The sequence below is a fragment of the Pseudomonas sp. Leaf58 genome (genome assembly GCF_003627215.1).
In the GTDB taxonomy this organism is placed as follows: domain Bacteria; phylum Pseudomonadota; class Gammaproteobacteria; order Pseudomonadales; family Pseudomonadaceae; genus Aquipseudomonas.
Genome location: NZ_CP032677.1, coordinates 3,880,367 through 3,902,407, shown reverse-complemented (window position 1 = coordinate 3,902,407; position 22,041 = coordinate 3,880,367). Strand labels below are relative to the sequence as shown.

22 protein-coding genes are annotated in these 22,041 nt (G+C 63.5%); 9 read left to right on the top strand and 13 right to left on the bottom strand.

Annotated elements, in window-relative coordinates; translation table 11 throughout:
• Positions 1-137: 137 nt before the first annotated feature.
• Positions 138-1,703, top strand: coding sequence for a PAS domain-containing methyl-accepting chemotaxis protein (locus DV532_RS18165; protein WP_056804926.1), 1,566 nt, complete (start codon positions 138-140; stop codon positions 1,701-1,703).
• Between the two features lie 65 nt (positions 1,704-1,768).
• Complete coding sequence (locus DV532_RS18160) at positions 1,769-2,368, top strand: tRNA-uridine aminocarboxypropyltransferase (RefSeq protein WP_056804929.1); 600 nt, start codon at positions 1,769-1,771, stop codon at positions 2,366-2,368.
• A gap of 133 nt (positions 2,369-2,501) precedes the next feature.
• Here DV532_RS18160 and DV532_RS18155 read toward each other — a convergent pair whose 3' ends face one another.
• The 3 genes from DV532_RS18155 to DV532_RS18145 all read right to left on the bottom strand — a co-directional run bounded on the left by DV532_RS18155 (position 2,502) and on the right by DV532_RS18145 (position 5,148).
• Entirely contained in the window at positions 2,502-3,875 is a 1,374-nt protein-coding gene (locus DV532_RS18155; RefSeq protein ID WP_056804932.1) for a TolC family outer membrane protein, read from the bottom strand.
• 312 nt (positions 3,876-4,187) lie between these two features.
• Complete coding sequence (locus DV532_RS18150) at positions 4,188-4,553, bottom strand: YbaN family protein (RefSeq protein ID WP_056804935.1); 366 nt, start codon at positions 4,551-4,553, stop codon at positions 4,188-4,190.
• A 7-nt stretch (positions 4,554-4,560) separates the two neighbouring features.
• Positions 4,561-5,148, bottom strand: coding sequence for a YecA family protein (locus DV532_RS18145; RefSeq protein ID WP_056804938.1), 588 nt, complete (start codon positions 5,146-5,148; stop codon positions 4,561-4,563).
• 246 nt (positions 5,149-5,394) lie between these two features.
• On the opposite strand from DV532_RS18145, the gene recQ reads away from it, so the two are divergent.
• Together recQ and DV532_RS18130 are read left to right on the top strand one after the other, a co-directional pair.
• Positions 5,395-7,542: a DNA helicase RecQ gene (gene recQ, locus DV532_RS18135; RefSeq protein ID WP_056804941.1), complete on the top strand. Its 2,148-nt coding sequence runs from the start codon at positions 5,395-5,397 to the stop codon at positions 7,540-7,542.
• 150 nt (positions 7,543-7,692) lie between these two features.
• The gene (locus DV532_RS18130) at positions 7,693-8,130 is read left to right on the top strand and encodes a MarR family transcriptional regulator (RefSeq protein ID WP_056804943.1); all 438 of its coding nucleotides are present in this window, start codon (positions 7,693-7,695) and stop codon (positions 8,128-8,130) included.
• Between the two features lie 113 nt (positions 8,131-8,243).
• On the opposite strand, the gene DV532_RS18125 is transcribed toward DV532_RS18130, so the two are convergent.
• Positions 8,244-10,430, bottom strand: a complete 2,187-nt coding sequence (locus DV532_RS18125; protein ID WP_056804945.1) for a patatin-like phospholipase family protein — start codon at positions 10,428-10,430, stop codon at positions 8,244-8,246.
• Positions 10,431-10,497: 67 nt separating this feature from the next.
• On the opposite strand from DV532_RS18125, the gene DV532_RS18120 reads away from it, so the two are divergent.
• The gene (locus DV532_RS18120; RefSeq protein WP_003259082.1) at positions 10,498-10,779 is read left to right on the top strand and encodes a SelT/SelW/SelH family protein; all 282 of its coding nucleotides are present in this window, start codon (positions 10,498-10,500) and stop codon (positions 10,777-10,779) included.
• Position 10,780: 1 nt separating this feature from the next.
• Here the strand turns inward: DV532_RS18120 and DV532_RS18115 are convergent, their stop codons facing one another.
• Together DV532_RS18115 and DV532_RS18110 are read right to left on the bottom strand one after the other, a co-directional pair.
• On the bottom strand, positions 10,781-11,671 hold the full coding sequence (locus DV532_RS18115; RefSeq protein WP_056804948.1) for a DMT family transporter: 891 nt from the start codon (positions 11,669-11,671) through the stop codon (positions 10,781-10,783).
• A gap of 215 nt (positions 11,672-11,886) precedes the next feature.
• Positions 11,887-12,654: an AraC family transcriptional regulator gene (locus DV532_RS18110; RefSeq protein ID WP_056804950.1), complete on the bottom strand. Its 768-nt coding sequence runs from the start codon at positions 12,652-12,654 to the stop codon at positions 11,887-11,889.
• A gap of 127 nt (positions 12,655-12,781) precedes the next feature.
• On the opposite strand from DV532_RS18110, the gene DV532_RS18105 reads away from it, so the two are divergent.
• Positions 12,782-13,579 (top strand): UDP-2,3-diacylglucosamine diphosphatase, encoded by a 798-nt coding sequence (locus DV532_RS18105; RefSeq protein WP_056804953.1) that lies wholly within the window; start codon positions 12,782-12,784, stop codon positions 13,577-13,579.
• 74 nt (positions 13,580-13,653) lie between these two features.
• On the opposite strand, the gene DV532_RS18100 is transcribed toward DV532_RS18105, so the two are convergent.
• Positions 13,654-13,965, bottom strand: a complete 312-nt coding sequence (locus DV532_RS18100) for a DUF962 domain-containing protein (RefSeq protein ID WP_056804956.1) — start codon at positions 13,963-13,965, stop codon at positions 13,654-13,656.
• Between the two features lie 153 nt (positions 13,966-14,118).
• Between DV532_RS18100 and DV532_RS18095 the strand changes: the two genes are divergently transcribed.
• The gene (locus DV532_RS18095) at positions 14,119-15,180 is read left to right on the top strand and encodes an AraC family transcriptional regulator (protein WP_056804958.1); all 1,062 of its coding nucleotides are present in this window, start codon (positions 14,119-14,121) and stop codon (positions 15,178-15,180) included.
• Here the strand turns inward: DV532_RS18095 and DV532_RS18090 are convergent.
• Complete coding sequence (locus DV532_RS18090) at positions 15,137-16,591, bottom strand: TrkH family potassium uptake protein (RefSeq protein WP_056804960.1); 1,455 nt, start codon at positions 16,589-16,591, stop codon at positions 15,137-15,139. The genes DV532_RS18095 and DV532_RS18090 overlap by 44 nt on opposite strands.
• A 181-nt stretch (positions 16,592-16,772) precedes the next feature.
• On the opposite strand from DV532_RS18090, the gene DV532_RS18085 reads away from it, so the two are divergent.
• Positions 16,773-17,330, top strand: coding sequence for an NAD(P)H nitroreductase (locus DV532_RS18085; protein WP_056804963.1), 558 nt, complete (start codon positions 16,773-16,775; stop codon positions 17,328-17,330).
• 130 nt (positions 17,331-17,460) lie between these two features.
• Here DV532_RS18085 and DV532_RS18080 read toward each other — a convergent pair whose 3' ends face one another.
• From DV532_RS18080 to DV532_RS18060, 5 genes are all read right to left on the bottom strand, one after another.
• The gene (locus tag DV532_RS18080) at positions 17,461-18,801 is read right to left on the bottom strand and encodes a HAMP domain-containing sensor histidine kinase (RefSeq protein WP_056804965.1); all 1,341 of its coding nucleotides are present in this window, start codon (positions 18,799-18,801) and stop codon (positions 17,461-17,463) included.
• Positions 18,802-18,861: 60 nt separating this feature from the next.
• Complete coding sequence (locus DV532_RS18075; RefSeq protein ID WP_056804968.1) at positions 18,862-19,278, bottom strand: Spy/CpxP family protein refolding chaperone; 417 nt, start codon at positions 19,276-19,278, stop codon at positions 18,862-18,864.
• Positions 19,279-19,391: 113 nt separating this feature from the next.
• Entirely contained in the window at positions 19,392-20,069 is a 678-nt protein-coding gene (locus DV532_RS18070; RefSeq protein WP_056804973.1) for a response regulator transcription factor, read from the bottom strand.
• A 143-nt stretch (positions 20,070-20,212) separates the two neighbouring features.
• The gene (locus DV532_RS18065) at positions 20,213-20,512 is read right to left on the bottom strand and encodes a YciI family protein (protein WP_015271283.1); all 300 of its coding nucleotides are present in this window, start codon (positions 20,510-20,512) and stop codon (positions 20,213-20,215) included.
• A 1-nt stretch (position 20,513) separates the two neighbouring features.
• Entirely contained in the window at positions 20,514-21,107 is a 594-nt protein-coding gene (locus tag DV532_RS18060; RefSeq protein WP_056804975.1) for a septation protein A, read from the bottom strand.
• 67 nt (positions 21,108-21,174) lie between these two features.
• Between DV532_RS18060 and DV532_RS18055 the strand changes: the two genes are divergently transcribed.
• Complete coding sequence (locus tag DV532_RS18055) at positions 21,175-22,035, top strand: PHP domain-containing protein (RefSeq protein ID WP_056804979.1); 861 nt, start codon at positions 21,175-21,177, stop codon at positions 22,033-22,035.
• Positions 22,036-22,041: the final 6 nt, after the last annotated feature.

The following is a 22,041-nucleotide window of genomic DNA, read 5'->3' as shown; positions in this document are numbered from 1 at the left end:
TAAACAAGGCGTTCATACATTTTCGTCGGGAGGCCCTCAATTCCTTCAAAAGCGGGCCGCTAAAGTGATAGCGCCCTGCTACATATCAACGTGCGCTGATGATTTCCCATCATTTCATCCTGCAAGGAGCGCCCACGATGCGCATGAACTTGCCCGTCACTGAGCACGAAAGAACCTTTTCCAGCGATCAACGCCTGATTTCCACCACCGACCTGAACAGCCGCATCACTTACTGCAACGACGCCTTCGTGGCCATCAGCGGGTTCACCTACGACGAGCTGGTCGGCCAACCGCACAACCTCGTACGTCACCCGGATATGCCGCCGGCGGTGTTCGGCCACATGTGGGAAACCATCAAGCAAGGCAAACCCTGGATGGGGGTGGTCAAGAACCGGGCGAAGAACGGCGATTACTACTGGGTCAGCGCTTATGTCACGGCCATTTACGAGCAGGGCCGCATCAGTGGTTATGAGTCGGTGCGTTCGGTGCCCACGCGTGAGCAGATCCGCCGTGCCGAGGCGTTGTACGCGCGCTTGCGCGACGGGCGCGCCCCGGTACCGTGGGCAGCCCGCCTGGGCCACGGCCTGGGCCACGGTTGGCCATTGATCGGCGCCGGCCTGCTGTCGGCGGTGGGCTACCTGTGGCTACCGCCCTATGCGGCGCTGGCGGTGCTAATGGCCAGCTTGCTGGTGGCCTGGTACGCGGTCGAATACCGGCAGAACCAGGCTGTCCGCCGCACCCTGGCCGAGCACCCCAAGGCCTTCACCAGCCCGCTGGTGGCGTTGACCTACAGCGACAACCCTGGCCTGCAAGGCCAGCTCGACCTGGCCATCATCAGTGAGGAAGCGCGCTTGCAAACGGCCCTGACCCGCTTGGTGGACGCCGGGGTCGGGGTGAAGTCGCGGGCGGCGCAGTCGTCCAATTTGTCCGATGCCCAGGCACAAATGCTCGACCGCCAGCGCAGCGAGACCGACCAATCCGCCACCGCTATCGCACAGATGGCGGCGACCATCCAGCAGGTGACGCACAATGTGCAAAGCACAGCGCATGCGGCAGGTGATGCCGACCAACTGGCGCAGCAGGGCAGTGAGCTGGCGCTGCACAGCCTGAAAGCCATGGGCAGCATGAGCGAGGCCGTCAATGACATAGGTCAGGCAGTCAATGCCTTGGCCGAGCAGACCCAGTCGATCGGCAGCGTGGTGGACGTGATCACCTCGATTGCCGAGCAAACCAACCTGCTGGCGCTCAACGCCGCCATTGAAGCGGCGCGCGCCGGTGAGCAGGGGCGCGGGTTTGCCGTGGTGGCGGATGAAGTGCGTTCGCTGGCCCAGCGCACCCGCGCCTCGACCCAGGAGATCCATCAGATCATCGCCTCGTTGCGCGCCGGGGCCGAGCGGGCAGTAAGCACCGCCAGCCGTGGTGAGCAGATCTCGCGTGACAGTGTGCACAGTGTCGAGGCGGTGCAGGCGGCGTTGAACGGGATTGCCCAGGCGGTCAGCCGCATCACCGGCATGAGCCAGCAGATGGCGACGGCGTCGGAGCAGCAGAGCCATGTGGCCGAAGACATCAACCAGCAGATCGTGAGGATTGCCCAGCTGTGCGACCAAAGTGCCGGGCAGGCCAGGCAGGGCGCGCAAATCAGCCAGGACCTGGAGCGCATGGCGGAGTACCTGCATAGCCTGGCGGAGCGGTTCAACCGTTGATATCGCCGGGGCCTGCTAAGCGGGCCCCGGTTCTGTGGCACACTGTTCCCGCCAAGGAGAACCCCATGCCCAGACCCCGCTGCGCGCGCTGTCAGCGCCCGCTCGACCATTGCCTTTGTTCACTGATCCCCGCACTCGACAGCCGCACCCGCGTCATCCTGCTGCAGCACCCCAGTGAAACATCCCATGCCCTGAACACCGCCCGCCTGGCCGCCCTTGGCTTGCGCAACGCCGAGTTGCGAGTAGGTGAGGTGTTCGATGACCTGAGCGCCTTACTGGCTACCCCTGGTTACCGGCCGGCCTTACTGTTCCCGGGCGATGACGCCCAGGTGCTGACGGCCTATGGCGAGGCGGGCGACAAACCCTTGCTGCTGATCGTGCCCGACGGCACCTGGCGCAAGGCGCGCAAGCTGCTGTACCTGAACCCTTTGCTGGAGGCATTGCCGCGGGTGACGCTGGGTGCTGTTGCGCCTTCACGCTATCGCTTGCGCAAGGCACCGGAGGCGGGGGCGTTGTCGACCATCGAGGCGGTGGTGGGGGCACTGAATGCGCTGGAGCAGCCGGCTTGCTTCGATGCGCTGCTGGCGCCGTTCGAGGCCTTGATCGAGGGGCAGATCAGGGCCATGGGTGATGAGACGTTCCAGCGCAATCATAGCGAGGGGTGAGGTGGCAGTGAGGGCCCCATCGCCGGCAATCCAGCTCCTACAGGTACAGTACGAGGACTGAAGCTTGTGCTGTAGCTGTGGGCGCTGGCTTGCCGGCGATGGGCCGCAGCGGCCCCAAAAAACTCAAAGCCGATCAACGCATCTCAGGCAAATGCGCCTCGGTGCGTACCTCGGTGGTGGCCAGCGCCTCTGGCGGCAGCGAAATACGCTGCTTGCTCAGCAGTTCACCCATGGTCGCCAGCAAGCGGTAGCGGGAGAACTCTTCGGTATAGCGCACCTCGGTGTAGCGGCGGTCGGCGTTGTACAGCTCGTTTTCACTGTCGAGCAGGTCGAGCAGGGTGCGCTGGCCCAGGCCGAACTGGTCCTGGTAGGCGGCACGCACGCGCTTGGTGGTTTCGGCGTATTCGCGCGCGGTCGGCAGCTGCTTGCTGGCGTTGGTCATGGCGTTCCATGCCAGGCTCAGGTTTTCGGTCAGCTCACGCAGGGCGTTGTTGCGGATGTCCAGGGCCTGGTTGACCTTGTGCGCGTCGGACTGCAGGCGAGCCTTGTCGCTGCCGCCGCGGAACAGGTTGTAGTTCATCTCCACGCCAGCCTGCCAGTCGTTGTTGCTGTGGCCTTTCTCGCCGCCGGTGTTGTTATTGGCGCCGGTGGCCAGAATGGCGTCGACACGTGGGTAGAAGGTCGACTTGGCCACTTCGTATTGCTGCTCGGCAGCATTCACGTCAGCCTGGGCCGACTTGATGTACGGGTTGTTCTGGCGCATGTCGGCGCGGGCTTCGTCGAGCGTGCCAGGCACTTCGCCCTTGATGGTTTGCGGGCTTTCCAGCTCATCCGGCATACGGCCGATGACGCTGAAGAAGTTGGCCTCGGCGTCGGCCAGGTCGACTTCGGCGGTGTCCAGGTTGTTTTCTGCCAGGGCGCGACGTGCGCGCGACTGGTCAAGGTCGGCGGTGCTGCCGACGCCGCGCTCGTTGCGCAGGCCGATTTGGTCGTTGACCCGCAGGTGGGCCTGCAGGTTGTTCCTGGCCAGGGCTACCAGTTCACGGCGCTTGAGCACTTCCAGGTAGACCTCGACGGCCCGCAGGGCGACGTCCTGGGCAATGGCCTGCGTATAGTAGGCGCGGGAAGTGGAGACTGCTTCGGTGCGGCCTACTTCGTTCGAGGTGTTGAAACCGTCGAAGATCATCTGCCGCAGGCGCAGTTCGGACTGGGTGTAGTTGAGGGTTTCTTTATTGTGGTTGCGCGTACCGTCAGTGTTCACGCCGCGCGTGTTGTTGTTGTCGGAACGCTGGCGGCCGTAGCCGGCAACCAAATCCACGGAAGGGTAGTAGCCACCACGCGCAAACTTCACGTCTTCATCGGCCGACAACTTGCTGTTGCGGTTGGCGCTGACTTGCGGGTGGTAGTCCACAGCGCTTTGGACAGCCTCGGTGATCGACATCGCCTGTACGTTGGCACTCGCCAGGGCCAACAATAATGCACTGGTGATGGGGTTCAAAACGCGCATGGTACATCTCCCTGATCCTGGAATTGATCCTGTTGCTCGCCAAAAAAATGACGATAAAATTATCGCGTATAGTGTTGCAGGTTTTTAACAAGACAGCTAAGTACATTCAACGCGATATGTAAGAAGATTTCTTCATATCAAATTGACATACAAGACTTATATTGTCTAATTGGCACGACTAAACATGCAGCCTGTGGTTGCGAAAACAAACCGTCAAACCCAATGAATGCGGGGCTTTGGCTGGGTTCAAGAATTATTTTAAATAAGTAAGGCGCAGTTTAGGCGAAAGTGATATTTGGCGACAAAAAATTGTCACTTTGGCTTGTAAAGGGTTTTTTGCTTGAGGATATACAGGCTGACCAGCACGGCGCTGCTCAACATGAAGGCGCGCGCCCAGAACAGTGGCACCAGATAGCACGACAGGCCGATGCTGGCCCACATCAGGCCGATGGCGTAGACCTTGCCCTTGAGGGGGATGCCTTCACCACTGAGGTAATCGCGGATCCATGGCCCAAGCTTTGGGTGATGGACCAACCAGTGGTGAAAGCGCGGCGAGCTGCGGGCAAAGCAGGCTGCCGCCAGCAGCAGGAACGGGGTGGTGGGCAATACCGGCAGGAAAATCCCCAACACCCCCAGCGCGACGCTGAGCCAGCCGGTGGCCAGCAGCAGGTAGCGCACCGGCGACTTAGTGGTGGCGTGGCTTGAGCAGCGCCGGTTTTTCGTCAGGAGCGTGCAGCAGCAAGAACAACGCGGTCAGTGCCTCTGGGATCTGTACGATCATGTCGTCTTGCAGGTTGGCGTTGCTGGCGATGTCGGCGAATTCAGGCTGTTCGTCGAACAGGCCCGAGCCAACCATGATCGGCAGCAGCATTTCGCTGACTTCTTCTTCGTCGCGGTCAAACCAGGCCTCTTCACGCAGGAACACGCCTTCCATGAAGCCGATGCACCAGCCGCGCAGGTCGGAGTCGTCCGGCTCTTCAGTCAGGTCGAGCTCGCAAGGCAAGTCGAATTCTTCTTCGCTGGCCAGCTGGCGGGCGATGTGCGCCTTCAGCGCCACCAGGGTGGCTTCGATCTCGATGCGCTGAGCGTCGCTGGTGTAGTGCGGCTCTTCGGCGAACAGGGCGTCGATCCACTCGCGCTCAGGCACTTCTTCGGCGTTGATCGAGAGGGCGGTCAGGTAGCCATGGGCGGCGACATAGTCCAACGCCTCTTCGTGCAGCTCGTCGGCGTCAAGGAAGGCTTGCAGGCGGGTAAGTTGCTCGGCGAAGGACATTACAGGGCTACCTTGGAGAATAAACGATAACGAATTCTAGCACCTTGCAGCGGTGGCGGGGTAAAGGGAACGTCTATCGCCGTGCTGCCCTGCGCGGGCCGGAGCTGCGGTATACTCCGCGATTTTTCAAGCAGGGGCGGCGTTTGCCAGCCACCTGGCAAAAACCGCTTACGCATTTGGCGTGTGCGGGGCGGGTTTTTCGTCCAGCCTGTATCCAGGATGGTACGGCGATTTGTGGAGTTGCACATGCTCGAACAGGCTCAGCGCGTTCTCAAGGACATCTTCGGCTACGACAGTTTCCGAGGGCGCCAGGCAGCGATCATTGAATGCGTGGCCAATGGCGGCGATGCCCTGGTGCTGATGCCCACCGGCGGCGGCAAGTCGTTGTGCTTCCAGGTGCCGGGGCTGTTGCGCCCGGGCCTGACGGTGGTGGTCTCGCCCTTGATCGCGTTGATGGACGACCAGGTCGCCACGCTCGACGAACTGGGCGTAGCCGCCGCCGCGCTGAACTCCACGCTGACTGTTGAGCAGCAGCGGGAGTTGGCCGGGCGCCTGCGCCGTGGCGAGGTGAAGATGCTCTACCTGGCGCCGGAGCGCCTGGTGCAGCCACGCATGCTCGACTTCCTGCGGGACCTGGACATCTCGCTGTTCGCCATCGACGAGGCCCACTGCGTGTCGCAATGGGGTCATGACTTCCGCCCCGAGTACCTGCAACTGGGCCAGCTGGCCGAGCTGTTCCCGCATGTGCCGCGCATTGCGCTGACCGCCACCGCCGACATGCGTACCCGCGAAGAGATCGTCCAGCGCTTGCACCTGCAGGGCGCCGAGCGTTTCCTGTCGAGCTTCGACCGGCCCAACATTTTTTATCGCATCGTGCCCAAGGAGGCGCCGCGCAAGCAGCTGATGGCCTTCCTCAGCGAGCGCCGCGGCAACGCTGGCATCGTCTATTGCTTGTCGCGCAAGAAGGTCGACGAAACGGCCGCTTTCCTCTGTGAGCAGGGTTTCCCGGCGCTGCCTTACCATGCCGGTCTGGCTGCCGAGACGCGGTCTGCCAACCAGCACCGTTTCCTCAACGAGGAAGGGCTGATCATGGTCGCCACCATTGCCTTCGGCATGGGTATCGACAAGCCCAACGTGCGCTTCGTCGCCCACCTCGACCTGCCCAAGTCGCTCGAGGCCTACTACCAGGAAACCGGCCGTGCCGGCCGTGACGGCCTGCCGTCCGATGCCTGGATGGCCTACGGCCTGCAGGACATGGTGATGCTCAAGCAGATGCTGCAGAACTCCGAAGGTGACGAACGCCACAAGCGTATCGAGCAGCACAAGCTCGACGCCATGCTCGCCCTGTGCGAAGAAACCCGCTGCCGTCGCCAATCGCTGCTGGCCTATTTCGACGAAACCCTCGAGCAGCCGTGCGGGCATTGCGACAACTGTGTCGACCAGGTCCAAACCTGGGACGCCACCGAGCCGGCCCGCCAGGCGCTGTCGGCGGTGTTCCGCACCGGCCAGCGCTATGGCGTTGGCCACTTGGTCGACGTGTTGCTGGGCAAGGACACCGAGAAGGTGCGCAATTTCGGCCACCAGAAGCTGTCGGTGTTCGGCGTCGGCAAGGGCCTGGCCGAGGTCGAGTGGCGTTCCCTGTTCCGCCAGCTGGTAGCGCGCGGCCTGGTCGATATCGACCTGGAAGGCTACGGCGGCCTGCGCCTGTCCGACAGCTGCCGGCCACTGCTGCGCGGTGAGGTGACCTTGCAATTGCGTCGCGACCTCAAGCCGCAGACCACAGCCAAGACTTCGTCGTCCAGCGGTGGCAGCCCCGCCAGCCAGCTGGTGCGCGCCGAAGAGCGCGAGCTGTGGGAAGCATTGCGCACCCTGCGGCGCAAGCTGGCCGAAGAGCACAGCGTGCCGCCTTACGTCATCTTCCCCGACTCGACCTTGCTGGAGATGCTGCGTAGCCAGCCGGCCAGCCTCAGCGACATGGCCCAGGTCAGCGGCGTGGGCGCGCGCAAGCTGGAACGCTACGGCCAGGCCTTCCTCGAGGTGTTGAACAACAGCGGTGGCACCGACGAGGCGCCGAAAGTGGTGCTTGATCTGCGCCACGAACTGGTCAGCCTGGCCCGCGCCGGCATGACCCCGGCGCAGATCGCCGGGCAGCTCAACTGCAGCGAGAAGAACGTCTACAGCCTGCTGGCCGAGGCGCTGGGCCGCCAGGAGCTGAGCCTGGACCAAGCGCTCGACCTGCCGGAGGACCTGATGATGGAGGTGCAGGATGCCTTCCTCGACGGTGAAGGCGAGCTGCCGCCGGTATCGGCTATTGCGCCGCAGTTCGGGGCGCGGGTACCCGAGGGCGTGCTGTATTGCATCCGTGCAGCCTTGGCCGCGGAATTCGAGCTTTGAACGTCGGCAGGATCGAGGGCAGCAGCGCCATCTGCTGACCTTTGTCATGCTTTTTGACGATTATCGAACAACCAAGTGTGTGCGAGCCTTGCCTCGTGCTGCGCGGCATGGTTAGCTGCCTAATAATTAGATCCATTCAATGAGTTGCCTATGCCCCTGACCGACAACCAACACCGCTTCGGCATGCAGCTGGCCCAGATGTCCCGGGGTTGGCGTGCCGAACTGGACCGCCGCCTGGCCGGGCTCAACCTGTCCCAGGCGCGCTGGCTGGTGTTGTTGCACCTGGCCCGTTTCGAAGAAGCCCCGACCCAGCGTGAGTTGGCCCAGAGCGTCGGCGTCGAAGGCCCGACCCTGGCGCGCCTGCTCGACAGCCTGGAAGCCCAAGGGCTGGTGCGCCGGCAGGCGGTGCTGGAGGACCGGCGGGCGAAGAAAATTGTGCTGTGCCCACCGGCCAAACCGTTGATCGAGCAGATCGAGACCATTGCCAACCAGTTGCGGGTCGAGCTGTTTACCGGGGTGGACGAGGCGGACCTGCAGGTGTGCATGCGTGTGCATGCGAAAATCCTCGCCAACCTCGAGAAATCCTGAGGGTCCTGGCGGCCTGTAGGAGCGGGTTTACCCGCGAACACCGGCGAAGCCGGTGCCATGCACCGCGTTGCCTGCTTCGCAGGTAAACCCTCTTCTACAGGAAGGGCGACGGCTCAGAAGGTGTGCCCCAGGTTCAGGTACACCGCCTGCTCATGCGCACTGTTGGCCCCATAACTCAGGTTCAACGGCCCCAGCGGCGTCTCCAGCCCCAGGAAGATACTCGCCGCATTGATATAGCCACTGTCGAACTCGTTATCGTTGTTCCATGCTCGCCCACGTTCCAGCGAACCGCCGATGTAAAGCGGGAAGTCCAGCGGCACGTAGGCCCGTGGCGTCAGCCGGCGATAGTAGACCATGCGCATCAGGCTCACGTTCTGCCCCGACACCGAGTCTTGGCGGAAGCCTGACAACTCCCGGGCGCCGCCCATCACGAAGCTCGACGTCACCACTTCGGTAGCGTCCAGCGTGCGCCCGTAGCGCCCGCCCAATACAAAGGTGTTAGGCCCGCTGCTGATAGCCTTGTCCAGGTTGAACATCCACTGTCGGTAATCTTGGTCGGAGTCCAGTGACTTGTCGTACTTGCGCAGGGTCAGGCCGATGTCTTCACCGCGGTGCGGGAAGTACACGTTGTCGAGGGTGTCGAACGAATACTTCAGCTCGTAGAAGCCCTCGTTGAAACTGACTGTGGGCAGGTCCTGGTCGCCGATGCGCACCTCGGCCTCGCCCCAGGCCTTGCCTACACCCAGGCGCACTTCACCGTTGGTGCCGATTTGCCGCCCCACGTTCAGGCCAAAGCCGTAGCGCTCCAGGCGGTACTCGGCGATGGGGTCGTTGTCCAGAGTGGCTTCGATGTTCTGCGAGCCGAAGGCCAGGTACGGGGCGATGAAGTAGCGTGAACCCACGTCTAGCGGTTGGTAGAACTCGCTATACAGCTCTTGCTGGTCACCGATTTGGCCACGGGTCAGCCATTCGGCACCGAGGCTGTTGATGCCGTTGACCCGGTAGCTGGCGCCCAGGTTGAAGGCGCTGTCGCCACGCAGGTCGTCCGACAGGTTCAGGCCGAGGCGCAGGTAATCGGTGCCACCACGGCGGCCCCGGGCGTTGATTACCAAGGTGTTGGCGTCGCCCTTGTGCACCACGCGGTACTGCACACGGTCGAAGTAGTCCAGGCCATACAGCGTGCCCATGTCAGTCTGCAGGCGGTCCAACTCCAGCGGTGCATCGATCGGCTGGCGAATGTACGAGCGGATCACGTCGTCGCTGACCTTGGAGTCGTTCTCGATCCTGATCGCGGTGATCATCGGCGTGCGTTGGCGCGGCGAGCGGGCCACGGCCAGGCTGCTGTCGCCCTCGGGCTGGCGTAAGGCGGCGAGGCGCGGGTCGAGCAGGCGGGTGGCGCGGTAGCCGGCGTCGATCATTTCCCGGGCACGGCCGAAATCGGTCACGCCGAAGGCGGTCAGCGAGGGCTGGATGAGAATATCGTCGCGGTGCAGGCTGGCCAGTTGTTCTTCGGAGTTGCGCCGGGTCATCAGGGTGATCGACTGGTTGAGCACGTCGACCACCGTGGCCAATTGCTTACGGTCACGCAGCGGGGTGCCGATGTCGACCACGATGGCCAGGTCCACGCCCATTTCGCGGGCCACATCCACCGGGATATTGTCGACCATGCCGCCGTCCACCAGTAGCCGGCCGTCCAGCTCGACCGGCGCAAACACCGCTGGGATCGACATGCTGGCGCGGATTACCTGGGGCAGGTGGCCACGGCGAAACACTACTTTTTCGCCACTGGCGATGTCGGTAGCCACTGCCCGGAAGGGGATAGGCAGCTTGTCGAAGTCACGGGTGTCGGCGGTGTGTGCCAGTTTGCTTTCCAGCAGCAGCGCGAGGTTTTGCCCCTGAATCACCCCCAGTGGCAGGCCTAGGCTACCGTCGTCGCGAAAGCTGAGCTTCTGCTTGACCAGGAAGTCGCGGTCATCCTGCTTGCGCCGGAACGGCACGTCCTTGCGCGGCGGGGCATCGGACAGCGCCTGCTGCCAGTCGAGGGTGGTGGCGAGCTTTTCCAGCTCTTCGACACTATAGCCCGAGGCGTATAGCCCGCCGACCACCGCGCCCATGCTGGTGCCGGCAATGGCGTCGATGCGCACACCCTGTTCCTCCAGCGCCTTGAGCACACCGATGTGGGCCAGGCCACGGGCCGCGCCGCCAGACAGCACCAGGCCAACCTTGGGCCTGGCCGGTTCGGCGGCGAATGCCGTGAGGGAGGTGAAGGCGAGCAGAAAACAAAACAGCAAACGGCGCATCCTGAGTCTCAAACCGTGGGCTAAAGACCGCTAGTATAAGCGGCCCCTTACCTGGAGATGCTTCACCATGGCCGACAGCAAACCGGAAATCGTCATCACGTATTGCACGCAGTGCCAGTGGCTGCTGCGTGCTGCCTGGCTGGCCCAGGAACTGCTCAGCACCTTCGCCGACGACCTTGGCCGGGTAGCGCTGGAGCCTGGTACCGGCGGTATCTTCCGCATTACCTGCAATGGCGTGCAGATCTGGGAGCGCAAGGCCGACGGTGGCTTCCCTGAGGCCAAGGTGCTGAAGCAGCGGGTGCGTGACCAGATCGACCCACAGCGTGACCTTGGCCACAACGATCGCTGAATCAGGCGCCCTCGGCCAGTGGCCGCTGCTTGGGCGGTTGCTCGGCGGCCAGGCGGCTGGACAGCACGATGGCGAAGATGATCAGCGCGCCACCCAGCAGCATGCGCAGGGTCGGAGTTTCGGCGAACACCGCCCAGGCCACGGCAATGCCGTAAACCGGCTCCATGGCAAACACCACAGCGGCGGTGCGCGCCTTGATCACTGCCAGGCTGGCGACGAACAGGCTGTGCGCCACGCCGGTGCAGAAGATGCCGAGCAGGGCAATCCACAGCCAGTCCATGGCTGCGACGCCGGCCAGGCCAGGGGCGGCGAACAGCAGCAGGCACAGGCCGACCACCAGGTTCTGCCACAGCGCCGCCTGCACCGCCGGCAGGCGGCCGGAGCCGGCACGGTTGGTGAGTGACAGCAGCGAGAACAGCAGCCCCGAGAGCAGTGCCCAAAGCAAGCCGCTGGTGGCCTCGCTGGCCAGGTCGAATGCCGGCGTAACCAGCACCAGGCCGATGCTGACCAACAGTACCAGCACGGCCTCGTTGCGGCGGATGCGTTCGCGGAACAGCAAGCCTTCGAGGATCACGGTAAAGGCTGGGAAGCTGGCGAAGCCGAGGGTGGCGATGGCTACGCCGCCGACCTTGACGGCGATGAAAAAGCTGACCCAGTGGCTGGCCAGCAGCACCCCGCCGAGCAGCAGGCGGCGCACGTCCTGGCCGCTCAGGCGTTGCCAGCCTGGGCCGGCCAGGCTAGCGAACAGGGCCAGGGCGATAACGGCGAAGGCGGCGCGGCCGAACACGATGATCGCCGGGCTGGCACTGGCGGCCAGCTTGCCGAAGACGCCGGTCAGGCCGAAGAACAGTGCGCCAATGTGCAGGGCGCCTAGGGCGGTGCGGTGGTTCATTGAAGGTCCTTGCTCAAGATCTCTACTGACAGTACCGGCCTCTTCGCGGGTGAACCCGCTCCTACGCCGATTGCAGTGGCCTTGAATGAGGTGATGGGGGTGTACGCGGTCTAACGGCGAGCAGCTTTCTTTGTAGGAGCGGGTTTACCCGCGAAAGGGCCGGCACAGGCAAAGTGTAAAGGCTCTGGCCAGCAAGTTCTGTCGCAAGACTGCTGTCAATTGTCGCCAGGCTCTCGCCGCAAAGCCAAAGGCGTACAACCAAACGCCCGCAGCATCGCCGCCGAAAACGCACTCTGCGAGCTGTACCCCACCTGCGCAGCAATCTCACCCATCGGCAGCAGGCTCTGCACCACCAGCCGCCGCGCCTTGAGCAAGCGCCGCTGGCGAATGTAGTCCATCGGTGTCATCCCGCATTCCACAGTAAAGCGCGCATGCAACCGAGTACTGGATAGCCCGGCAATGCGCGCCAGGTCGGCGACCTGCAGCGGGTAGGCGGCATGTTGCTCGATATGCGCATCGAACGCGGCATAGGGCAGGCGCTGGCTGGCGCGGACGCTGGCGGCTGCCGTGGGGGTGAGGCTGGCGAGCAGCAACGCCGCGCCTTGCCGGGCAATCAGCGGGTCGTTTATGGGGCTGGCTGCCAGCCAGTCCACCAGCTGCTGCTGGCGGTCATCCAGGCCCAGCGCGGCGGGGCGGTCGAGCAGGCGGCGGCTGGCATCGGCATGCTCGCCCAACTGCTCACGCAACCAGTGTTCCCCAGGTACATCGAGCACCAGGCAATCGCTGCCGCCATCACTGGCGCAGGTGTGGTGAGCGCCGGCCGGCACCACGATCAACGCTTGCCGATCGACCCCGGCGCCATGCCCCTGTACCTCGAATTCCAGGCGGCCGCGCAGGCCAAACACCAGTTGCGGGTGTTCGTGGCTGTGGGCAATCAGGCTGTCGCGGTAATGGCGCAGCGAGAGGATCGGGCCGGCAGTCATGAAAGGGTCCTCGCGAGGCAGGCAGGTATTGTGCCTCAATCCTGGCAGCCCATCACTCGTCACTGTTTTGCCACTGCAGTGTCATCCACACCTGCCAGTCTCCAGCAAATTGCGCTGGAGCCTACCCATGACCCATGCCGAACTGTCCCGCCCCTCGCGCAAGCAGCGGGTGCGTACCTTGTGGATCTCCGATGTGCACCTGGGCACCCGCGACTGCCAGGCCGCACACCTGGCGCAGTTTCTCAAAGGCCACCAAGCCGACCGCGTCTACCTGGTGGGCGACATCATCGATGGCTGGAAGCTGCGCAGCGGGATCTACTGGCCGCAAGCCCACACCAATGTGATCCGTCGCCTACTGACCATGAGCAAGCGCGGCACCGAGGTGATCTACGTCACCGGCAACCACGATGAATTTCTGCGCCGCTATTCCAAGCTGATGCTGGGCAACATCCAGCTGGTGGACGAAGCCGAGCACCTGACCGCCGATGGCCGCCGCCTGCTGGTGATCCATGGCGACCAGTTCGATGTGATTACCCGTTACCACCGCTGGCTCGCCTTCCTGGGTGACCGTGCCTACGCGTTCACCCTGGTACTCAACCGCTGGCTCAACCATTGGCGTGCACGGTATGGCTATGGTTACTGGTCACTGTCGGCATACCTCAAGCACAAGGTGAAAGGCGCGGTGAGCTTCATCAGCGACTTCGAGGATGCCATTGCCCACGAGTGCACCCGGCGCGGCTTTCATGGCGTGGTATGCGGGCATATCCACCATGCCGAGATCCGCAAGGTGGGGGCGGTGGAGTACCACAATTGCGGGGATTGGGTGGAGTCGTGCACGGCGTTGATCGAGCATTGGGACGGCACGATCGAACTGTACCGGCTGGCGCAGGCGCAGGCAGCAGCGGCAGTGCGCGAGCCGGCGTAGCGGGAGGCTGGGGTTGCTTTGCAGCCCAGCGCGACACAAGGCCGCTGCCACAGGCCACCGCGCGGCGGCAAAAGCTAAAGACTGATCTTGCCCAGCAGGATATCCCTGAACATCACGAAATCCCCGATCAGGCTGTACAGCGGATAGGTAAAGGTCGCAGGCCGGTTTTTTTCGAAAAAGAAATGCCCGACCCAAGCAAAGCCATAGCCGAACAGCGGCACGGCCAGCAGCAGCCACCACTTGCCACTGCCGATGGTATAGGCCAGCAAAGCGATCACCAGGCTGGTGCCGACAAAGTGCAGGCGGCGGCAGGTGGGGTTGCTGTGCTCCCCCAGGTAATACGGATAGAACTCGGCAAAACTGCGAAACTGCGCTGTGCGGTTCATGGCAGTGCTCCGGAATTGATACTTCTGGACAAGATGTACGGCGTGGAGCCTGATTCGAGTCTAGAGTGATTGGCGGGGCCTACCAGTGACAATAGGCGCCAATTGAATATCCTTAGGGTTCACCGCTGGAGCGGTCAGCATAAGAAGCCTGTCATGAGCGAAAGAACCACGTCAGCCAGCTGGGCATCAGGGATTGTGAAGGCACTTGAACTGGAAGGGCTGGACTGCCGGGCCATGTTCAAGCAGCTGGGGCTGGACTTCGCGGCCCTCGACGACCCCGACGCGCGGTTCACTCAGGACTCCATGACCCGGCTCTGGCAACTGGCAGTAGAGCTGTCGGGCAACGAAGCCATTGGCCTGAACATGTCGCGGGTAGTGCGCCCGGCTTCGTTCCATGTGGTGGGCTATGCCTTGATGTCCAGCCGCACGCTGGCCGAGGGCTTCGAGCGCCTGGTGCGTTACCAGCGCATCATCGCCGAAAGCTCCGACCTCAGCTTCACCCTCGGCCCCGAAGGTTACTCGCTGATCCTCACCGTGCACGGTGACCATCTGCCGCCGACCCGGCACAGTGCCGAAGCGTCGCTGGCCTGTGCGCTGGCGCTGTGCAAATGGCTCAGTGGCCGCCCGGTGCAGCCGCTTCGGGTGCTGGTGCAGGGGCCGCAGCCAAAAAATATCGAGCCGTACAAAGTCGCGTTCCACTCGCCGCTGGTGTTCGGCGCGCCGCACGATGCGCTGGTGTTCGAGCGCGCCGACATGGAGGCCCCGCTGCCCACCGCCAACGAAGCCATGGCGGTGCTGCACGACCGTTTTGCCGGGGAGTATCTGGCACGCTTTTCTGAAAGCCGGGTCACCCACCGCGTGCGCCAGGTACTGTGCCGCATCCTGCCGCAAGGCGAGCCCAAGCGCGAAACCCTGGCCCAGGCCCTGCACCTGTCGCAGCGCACCTTGCAGCGGCGGCTACAGGAAGAAGGCACCAGCTTCCAGAGCCTGCTCGATGACACCCGCCGCGAACTGGCCGAACAGTACTTGGCCCAGCCGGGCATGACCCTGCTGGAAACCGCCTATCTGCTGGGGTTTGCCGACCCCAGCAACTTCTATCGGGCGTTCCGCCGCTGGTTCGATGCCACGCCCAGTGAATACCGCGCCCGCCTGGGCACGGACGCCGAGGTTGTCAGTGACGCCAGAACGCCGGCATACACAACACTAGCACCGTGATGATCTCCAGGCGGCCGAGCAGCATGCCGCTGGCGAGAATCCATTTGGCCGCATCCGGCAGCGTGGCGTAGTTGCCCGACGGGCCGATCACTTCACCCAGGCCAGGGCCTACCCCCGACACCGTGCCGGCTGCGCCGGTCAGGGCGGTCATCCAGTCTACGCCCAGCAACGACAGCAGCAGCGCCATCACGCAGATGGTGATAGCGAAGAAGAACGAGAAGGTCAGGATCGAGCGTACGATTTCTTCGTCGAGGCGGTGGCCGTTGTACTTCTGTTTGATCACCGCACGCGGGTGGATCAGCTGGTTGAGGCTGGCCTTGAGCAGAATGTAGGCAACCTGGAAGCGGAAGATCTTGATACCGCCTGCCGTCGAGCCGGAGCAGCCACCGACGAACCCCAAGTAGAAGAACAGCATCAGCGAGAAGTTGCCCCACAGGCTGTAGTCACCCAGGGCGAAGCCGGTGGTGGTGACCACCGAGGTCACGTTCAGTGCCACGTGGCGCAGGGCGTCGAGCCAGTGCAGGTTGGTGCTGTACCAGTACCAAGTGCCCAGCACCAGCCAGGTAACCAGCAACATGCCCAGCAAACCTTGCACCTGCTGGTCGCGGATCAGCGCCTTGCGGTTGCCCCGCAGGGTTGCCACATACAGCGTGAACGGCAGGCTACCAAGGATCATCACCACCACCGCGACCCAGTGCACGGCTGGGATGTCCCATTTCGCCAGCGACTGGTCGGAGGTGGAAAAGCCACCAGTGGAGATCGCTGACATAGCGTGGTTGATCGCATCGAACGGGCTCATGCCGGCCCACCAGAACGCTAGCGAACCCAGTATCGAGAAGCCGACGTAAACCCCCACGATCGACTTGGCGACCATGTGCGAGCGCGGCATGACCTTTTCCGAGCGGTCGGACGATTCGGTCTGGAACAGGCGCATGCCACCGATGCGCAGCAGCGGCAGGATCGCTACCGCCATGGCGATGAAACCAATACCGCCAAGCCAGTGCAGCATTGAACGCCACATCAGGATGCCCGGAGACATGCTGTCGAGCCCACTGAGCACGGTGGCGCCGGTGGCAGTGATGCCCGACATGCTTTCAAAGAAGGCGTCAGTGTAGCTGATGTGCTGGGTTAGCAAGAACGGTAGGGCGGCGAACACGCACACCACCAGCCAGCTGCTGACGGTTAGCAGGTACATGTCGCGCGGGCGCAGGTGTACATGCTCGGGGCGGCCCTGGACTACCAAGGCCAGGCCGGCAATGAACGTGATCAGGCTTGACCAAAGAAACGACGGCATGTCGCCGGTGCGTTCGAAAACCACCAGGGTCGCCATGGGCACAGCCATGCTGACGGCGAGCGTAATCAGGAAGATGCCGATGATGAAACCAATGATCCTTAAGGTCGGCAACGCCATGTGATCTGCTCTGACTCGAAACGGAAGGGCGCCATTCTACCTATGGGTTGGTCAGCTGCAAGCCACGCGCTACAAGCTGCAAGAAAAGGCGGCGTACGCCGGCCTGCTTTTGCTCGAAGCTTGCAGCTTGTAGCTAGCAGCTTGAGAATGGCCGCACATTCACCTGCCAGGAGGGTAGCCGATGGAGGCTCTCGACGCATTGCTCAACCGTGTTTCCGTGCCACGCCTGACCGACCCTGCGCCTAATGCCGCCCAGCGCGAGGCGCTGTTCCAGGCTGCCCTGCGCGCCCCGGATCACGGCCAGCTGCGGCCGTGGCGGTTCCTTACCATCGAAGGCCAGGGCCGCGACAAACTGGGCGAGCTGTTCGCCGAAGCGCTGCAGAACAAGGGGGATGCCAGCCAGGCTGCACTGGACAAAGCCCGCGCCATGCCGCTGCGGGCGCCGTTGCTGATCGTGGTGATTGCCAAACTGCAAGACCACTTCAAGGTGCCCAAGGCCGAGCAGCGCCTGGCGGCGGGCTGTGCCGCGCACGGCATTCTGATTGCGGCGCATGCGCAGGGTATCGGGGCGGTGTGGCGCACCGGTGACATGGCCTATGATGCCCACGTACACAAGGGATTGGGGCTGGCCGAGAACGAAGAACTGATCGGTTACCTGTATGTCGGTACGCCACTGACCGAGCCCCGTACGGCGCCGATTCTGGATACCGCTGAATTCGTCAGCGCCTGGGGCGAGTAACGCAGCCTTGGGCTGATTGCTGTATCAGGGCATCCGGCCCTTTCGCGGGTGAACCCGCTCCTACAACAGCATCGGCACCCCCTGTAGGAGCGGGTTTACCCGCGAAGAGGCCAGGTGCCCTCACAGCACATCAACTGCCGGCCGCATCAGCCAAGGGCAACTCCAGCTTCGCGACAAACCCACCCTGCGGATGGTTCTCCAGCACCAGGCTGCCGCCATGGCGCTCCGCCGCCTTGCGTGCAATCGCAAGCCCCAGCCCATGCCCTGGCGCCTGTTGCCCTGGGGCGCGGAAGAAGGGCTCACCCAACTTCGCCAAATGCTCTGCTGCCGCCCCCGGCCCGTGGTCGCGCACACTGATTACGATCCGTTCTTGCTCGCGTGCGGCGCGAACTTCGACTGGCTGGCCCAGCGGGTTGAAGCGTAGGGCGTTGCGCAGCAGGTTATCCACGGCACGTTCGATCAGCGTCGGCCAGCCTAGCAAGGTCAAGCCCGGCTGTGCCTGCAGGCGCACGTCCTGGTCGGGCGCGCTGAGCAGGGCGTCCTTGCGCACACTGCCGAGCAGCGCATTGAGGTCGACCGGTTCGGCATGCGCCTGTTCGGCATCCACCCGGGCCAGTTCGAGAATTTCGCTGATCAGGTCTTCCAGGCGATCGCACTCGCGGGTCAGGCGTGGCCATAGCGCCTGCCGCTGTTCGGGCTCGGCGCGTTCGGCCAAGGCCAGGGCGATACGCAGCCTGGCCAGTGGTGAGCGCAATTCATGAGAGACATCGCGCAGCAACTGACGCTGGCTGCCGATGGTGCTTTGCAGGCGCGCGCCCATCTTGTTGAAGTCCTTGGCCAGCACGCCGAATTCGTCGCGCCGCGCCGCCAGTTGGGCCAGGCTGTTTTGCTGATAGGTGGTCTGGCCCAGGTCATGCACGGCGCTGCGCAGGCGGCTGAGCGGGCGGGTGATGGACAGGGTCACCAGCAGGCTGAACAGGGTTAGCACCACCAGCGCGATGCCCAGGGCGCTGAGTGGCCACAGCAGGCTTTCGCGGTGCCAGGCATCCAGCGCCGGGTGGGGGATACGGTAGATCAGCAGGTAGGTTTGGCCTGTGTTGGGGCTGGTGTATTCCTCGGTCAGCCGGCGCCACGGCAGGCGCCGCTGGTCGTTGTGCTGGCGTGCCTCGAAGGCCGCCGCGCGGTGTGGGAAGGTGCCGGGCACCACGGCTTCGCCACTGTCGTCGAGCACCTGCACGTCGATCTTGTAGTGGTCTTTGCGCCGCTCCAGAAAGTGTTGTGCTGAAGCCAGGCCTTCCTGTTCGTAGTGCTGGGCCCACTTGCTGGCCAGGGTGTTCAGGCCCGGGTGGCGACTGAGGATCCAGGCGTCCTGGTTGAGCATGTGGCCGAGCAGGATGGACAGCCCCGCAACCAGGGTGATGGCCAGCCAGAAACTGGCCAGGATGCGCCAGAACAGTGAACGCAAGTGCACCTCCTGCAAACAAGAAAAGCCCGGCTCGCACAGAGGCGGGCCGGGCGTTGGGCGGACAGCTTACTGGGCCTTGTTGCCTTTTTCAGCTTTCCAGGCCTGGAATTCCTGCCACTCGGCCTTCTTGGCGGCGCGTTCTTTTTGCAGTTCGTCGAACTGTTTCTGCTGGTCTGGCTTGAGCAGGGCGCGGACCGCACTGTCGGTCTTGTCGCGGCTGGCCTTCAGCTCGTCTTTCATGGCCTGCTGGTCGGCGGCCGGCAGCTTGGACAGGTAGCGTTCGGTGATGTCCCGGCGCTGCTTCATTTGCTCACCCATCAGCTTGCCGATCTGTTGGCGCTGGTCACGGCTGAGGTCCAGTTGGTGGAAAGGCGCATCACCGCGATGATGCGGGCCGTCGTGGCGCGCGCCGCCTTCAGGCATGGCCATGGCCACGGTCGGCAGGGCGGCGGCGAACATCAGGGCGATAAGGGTCTTGCGCATGGTGTCTCTCCTTTCATAGGCCGGTAGTTACCGGATGAGCCCAGTTTAGAGAGAGCACCGTCAAGCGCAGTCAGCGGAGCGTAAAGGCTCGGTAAAGAATGGCTGCAAGCTGTTCACAGGCAGTAGTAATAGCCGCGGCTGCGCAGTGCCACGATGCGTGGCCGGCCATCGGCGTGTGGGCCGATCTTTTTGCGCAGGTTGCTGACATGCATGTCCAGGCTGCGGTCGTACAGGGTCAGCTTGCGGCCCAGGCCGATCTGCGCCAGTTCCTGCTTGTCCAGGGGCTCGCCGGGCTGGCGCAGCAGGGCTTCGAGAATACGGCTCTCGGACAGGGTCAGGGTCATTTCCCGGCCATCGATGCTAGCCACGCCACGTGCAGGGCTGTAGACCAGGTCGCCCAGTTCCATCTGGCTGGTGGTGGCGGTGGGGTGGCTGCGGCGCAGGACGGCACGCAGGCGGGCGGTGAGTTCACGCGGGTCGCAGGGCTTGGCCAGGTAGTCGTCGGCGCCCAGTTCGAGGCCGAGGATGCGGTCTAGCGGTTCGCCGCGGGCCGAGAGCATCAACACCGGCAGCTCGGCATGTTCGCTGCGCAACTGCTTGAGCAGTTCCAGGCCACTGCCGTCGGGCAGCATCACATCCAGTACCACGGCTGCCGGCGCATGCGCGGCCAAGGCCTGACGTGCGCTCTGGCCATCGTGGCAGGCACGCACGGTAAACCCTTCCTGGGTCAGCCAGCTGCCGAGCAGCTCGCACAGTTCCTGGTCATCATCAATCAGTAACAGCTCGCTCATGACTCACTCAATTCAACCATTGACGGCGGCTATTCGGCCCGCCAGTGGCAAAGATACCGCAGACTGATGGCAACCGTGTAATTGCCAGCACCGCGCCGCCTGCTTCGCGGGCAAGCCCGCGAAGAAGCTGACGCGGCCTCAGATCAAGGCAGCACTTGCTTGAATGGCTTCACTACAACCTTGTCGTACACGCCAGCGGCAATGTAAGGGTCGGCATCGGCCCAGGCCTGCGCCGCGGCCAGGGAGTCGAACTCGGCAACGATCAGGCTACCGCTGAAGCCGGCTTCGCCCGGGTCGTTGCTGTCGATGGCCGGGTGCGGGCCGGCCAGCACCACGCGGCCTTCAGCCTTCAACTGTTGCAGGCGTTCGATGTGCGCCGGGCGGGCGGCCAGGCGCTTTTCCAGGGAGTTTGCGACGTCGCTGGCGATGATGGCGTAGAGCATGTCAATCCTTGGGTTTGGAGGTAGAAGGGTCATCGTGCAGGTGGCGCGACAGGTATACACCCTGCGCCACCAGGAACATCACGGTCATGCCCAGGCTGCCGAACACCTTGAAGTCGACCCAGAAGTCCTGGAAGGTGAAGGCGACGAACAGGTTGGCCGCACCGCAGAACAGGAAGAAGCCGATCCAGGCCAGGTTCAGGCGGGCCCAGATGGCATCGGGCAGGCTCAGGGCATGGCCCATGATGCGCTTGATCAGCACCCGATCGCCCACGAAGTGGCTGCCGGCGAAGCCCAGGGCGAACAGCCAGTTCACCACTGGCGCCTTCCACTTGAGGAAGGTTTCGCTGTGAAAGGTGAGGGTCAGGCCGCCAAACACCAGGCAGGCCACCAAGGTCAGCCATTGGCCCTTTTCCAGCTTGCGCTGGCGCAGGAACAGCGCGCCGTAGACCACCAGCGAGCTGATGATCAGCATGGCCGTGGCGCTGTAGATGCCGCCGAATTCGAAGCTGTGGCCGGCGACTTCCATGGGGCGCGGGTCCAGCTTGTAGACGATGAAGAACAGCAGCAGGGGGATGAAATCGATGAATTGTTTCACAATGGCAGCCAGAATCGGGATGTGACGGCATAATAACAAACATCGATTACAGCGAAAGCGCTCCTCCATGAATGTTGATCTGCACTGTCACAGCACGGCCTCCGATGGCGCCCTCTCGCCCACGGTGCTGGTCGCCCGGGCCCATGAGCAGGGGGTGCAAACGCTGGCTCTGACCGACCATGACACGCTCGAAGGCCTGCTCGAAGCGCGCCAGGCCTGCTTGGCGCGGGGCATGCGCTGGGTCAGCGGGGTAGAGCTGTCGTGCACTTGGGGGGGGGCCACCATTCATGTCCTGGGCTATGACTTCCCGCTCGACGCACCGCCGTTGCTGGCGGCGATTGAAGCGCTGCACCGGGGCCGCTGGCTACGGGCCGAAGAAATCGACAAACGGCTGGCGGCCAAGGGCATGCCCGGTACCCTCGAAGGCGCGCGCGCCGTGCAACACGAGCTGGGCGACAGTGGCAACGCCCCGGCGCGCCCGCATTTTGCCGAGTACCTGGTCCGTGCCGGGCACGTCAAGGACCGTGGCGAGGCGTTTCGCAAGTGGCTGGGGGCCGGCAAGTTGGGGGACGTCAAGCAGCATTGGCCGAGCCTCGATGAAACCGTCGCCACCCTGCGCCAGTCCAACGCTTGGGTGAGCCTTGCGCATCCCATGCACTACGACCTTACCCGCAGCAAGCGCAGACGGCTGATTGCCGACTATATTCAGGCAGGCGGGCAGGCGCTTGAAGTGGTCAATGGGATGATGCCAGCCGAGCAGGTGGGCACGATGTCCATCCTCACCCGTGAGTTCGGCCTGCTGGCAAGCGCTGGCAGCGATTTCCACGGCCCCGGCACCTGGGGCGAGATCGGTGCCTACCGGCCATTGCCCGAGGACCTGCCACCCCTGTGGCGTCGATTCAGTCATGAACAGCCTTTGGCGCTATGAACAGGA

Coding starts and splice junctions, on each gene's coding strand:
- DV532_RS18165 (WP_056804926.1), top strand. CDS start 138: ATGCGCATGAACTTGCCCGTCACTGAGCACGAAAGAACCTTTTCCAGC.
- DV532_RS18160 (WP_056804929.1), top strand. CDS start 1,769: ATGCCCAGACCCCGCTGCGCGCGCTGTCAGCGCCCGCTCGACCATTGC.
- DV532_RS18155 (WP_056804932.1), bottom strand. CDS start 3,875: ATGCGCGTTTTGAACCCCATCACCAGTGCATTATTGTTGGCCCTGGCG.
- DV532_RS18145 (WP_056804938.1), bottom strand. CDS start 5,148: ATGTCCTTCGCCGAGCAACTTACCCGCCTGCAAGCCTTCCTTGACGCC.
- recQ (WP_056804941.1), top strand. CDS start 5,395: ATGCTCGAACAGGCTCAGCGCGTTCTCAAGGACATCTTCGGCTACGAC.
- DV532_RS18130 (WP_056804943.1), top strand. CDS start 7,693: ATGCCCCTGACCGACAACCAACACCGCTTCGGCATGCAGCTGGCCCAG.
- DV532_RS18125 (WP_056804945.1), bottom strand. CDS start 10,430: ATGCGCCGTTTGCTGTTTTGTTTTCTGCTCGCCTTCACCTCCCTCACG.
- DV532_RS18120 (WP_003259082.1), top strand. CDS start 10,498: ATGGCCGACAGCAAACCGGAAATCGTCATCACGTATTGCACGCAGTGC.
- DV532_RS18115 (WP_056804948.1), bottom strand. CDS start 11,671: ATGAACCACCGCACCGCCCTAGGCGCCCTGCACATTGGCGCACTGTTC.
- DV532_RS18110 (WP_056804950.1), bottom strand. CDS start 12,654: ATGACTGCCGGCCCGATCCTCTCGCTGCGCCATTACCGCGACAGCCTG.
- DV532_RS18105 (WP_056804953.1), top strand. CDS start 12,782: ATGACCCATGCCGAACTGTCCCGCCCCTCGCGCAAGCAGCGGGTGCGT.
- DV532_RS18100 (WP_056804956.1), bottom strand. CDS start 13,965: ATGAACCGCACAGCGCAGTTTCGCAGTTTTGCCGAGTTCTATCCGTAT.
- DV532_RS18095 (WP_056804958.1), top strand. CDS start 14,119: ATGAGCGAAAGAACCACGTCAGCCAGCTGGGCATCAGGGATTGTGAAG.
- DV532_RS18090 (WP_056804960.1), bottom strand. CDS start 16,591: ATGGCGTTGCCGACCTTAAGGATCATTGGTTTCATCATCGGCATCTTC.
- DV532_RS18085 (WP_056804963.1), top strand. CDS start 16,773: ATGGAGGCTCTCGACGCATTGCTCAACCGTGTTTCCGTGCCACGCCTG.
- DV532_RS18075 (WP_056804968.1), bottom strand. CDS start 19,278: ATGCGCAAGACCCTTATCGCCCTGATGTTCGCCGCCGCCCTGCCGACC.
- DV532_RS18070 (WP_056804973.1), bottom strand. CDS start 20,069: ATGAGCGAGCTGTTACTGATTGATGATGACCAGGAACTGTGCGAGCTG.
- DV532_RS18065 (WP_015271283.1), bottom strand. CDS start 20,512: ATGCTCTACGCCATCATCGCCAGCGACGTCGCAAACTCCCTGGAAAAG.
- DV532_RS18055 (WP_056804979.1), top strand. CDS start 21,175: ATGAATGTTGATCTGCACTGTCACAGCACGGCCTCCGATGGCGCCCTC.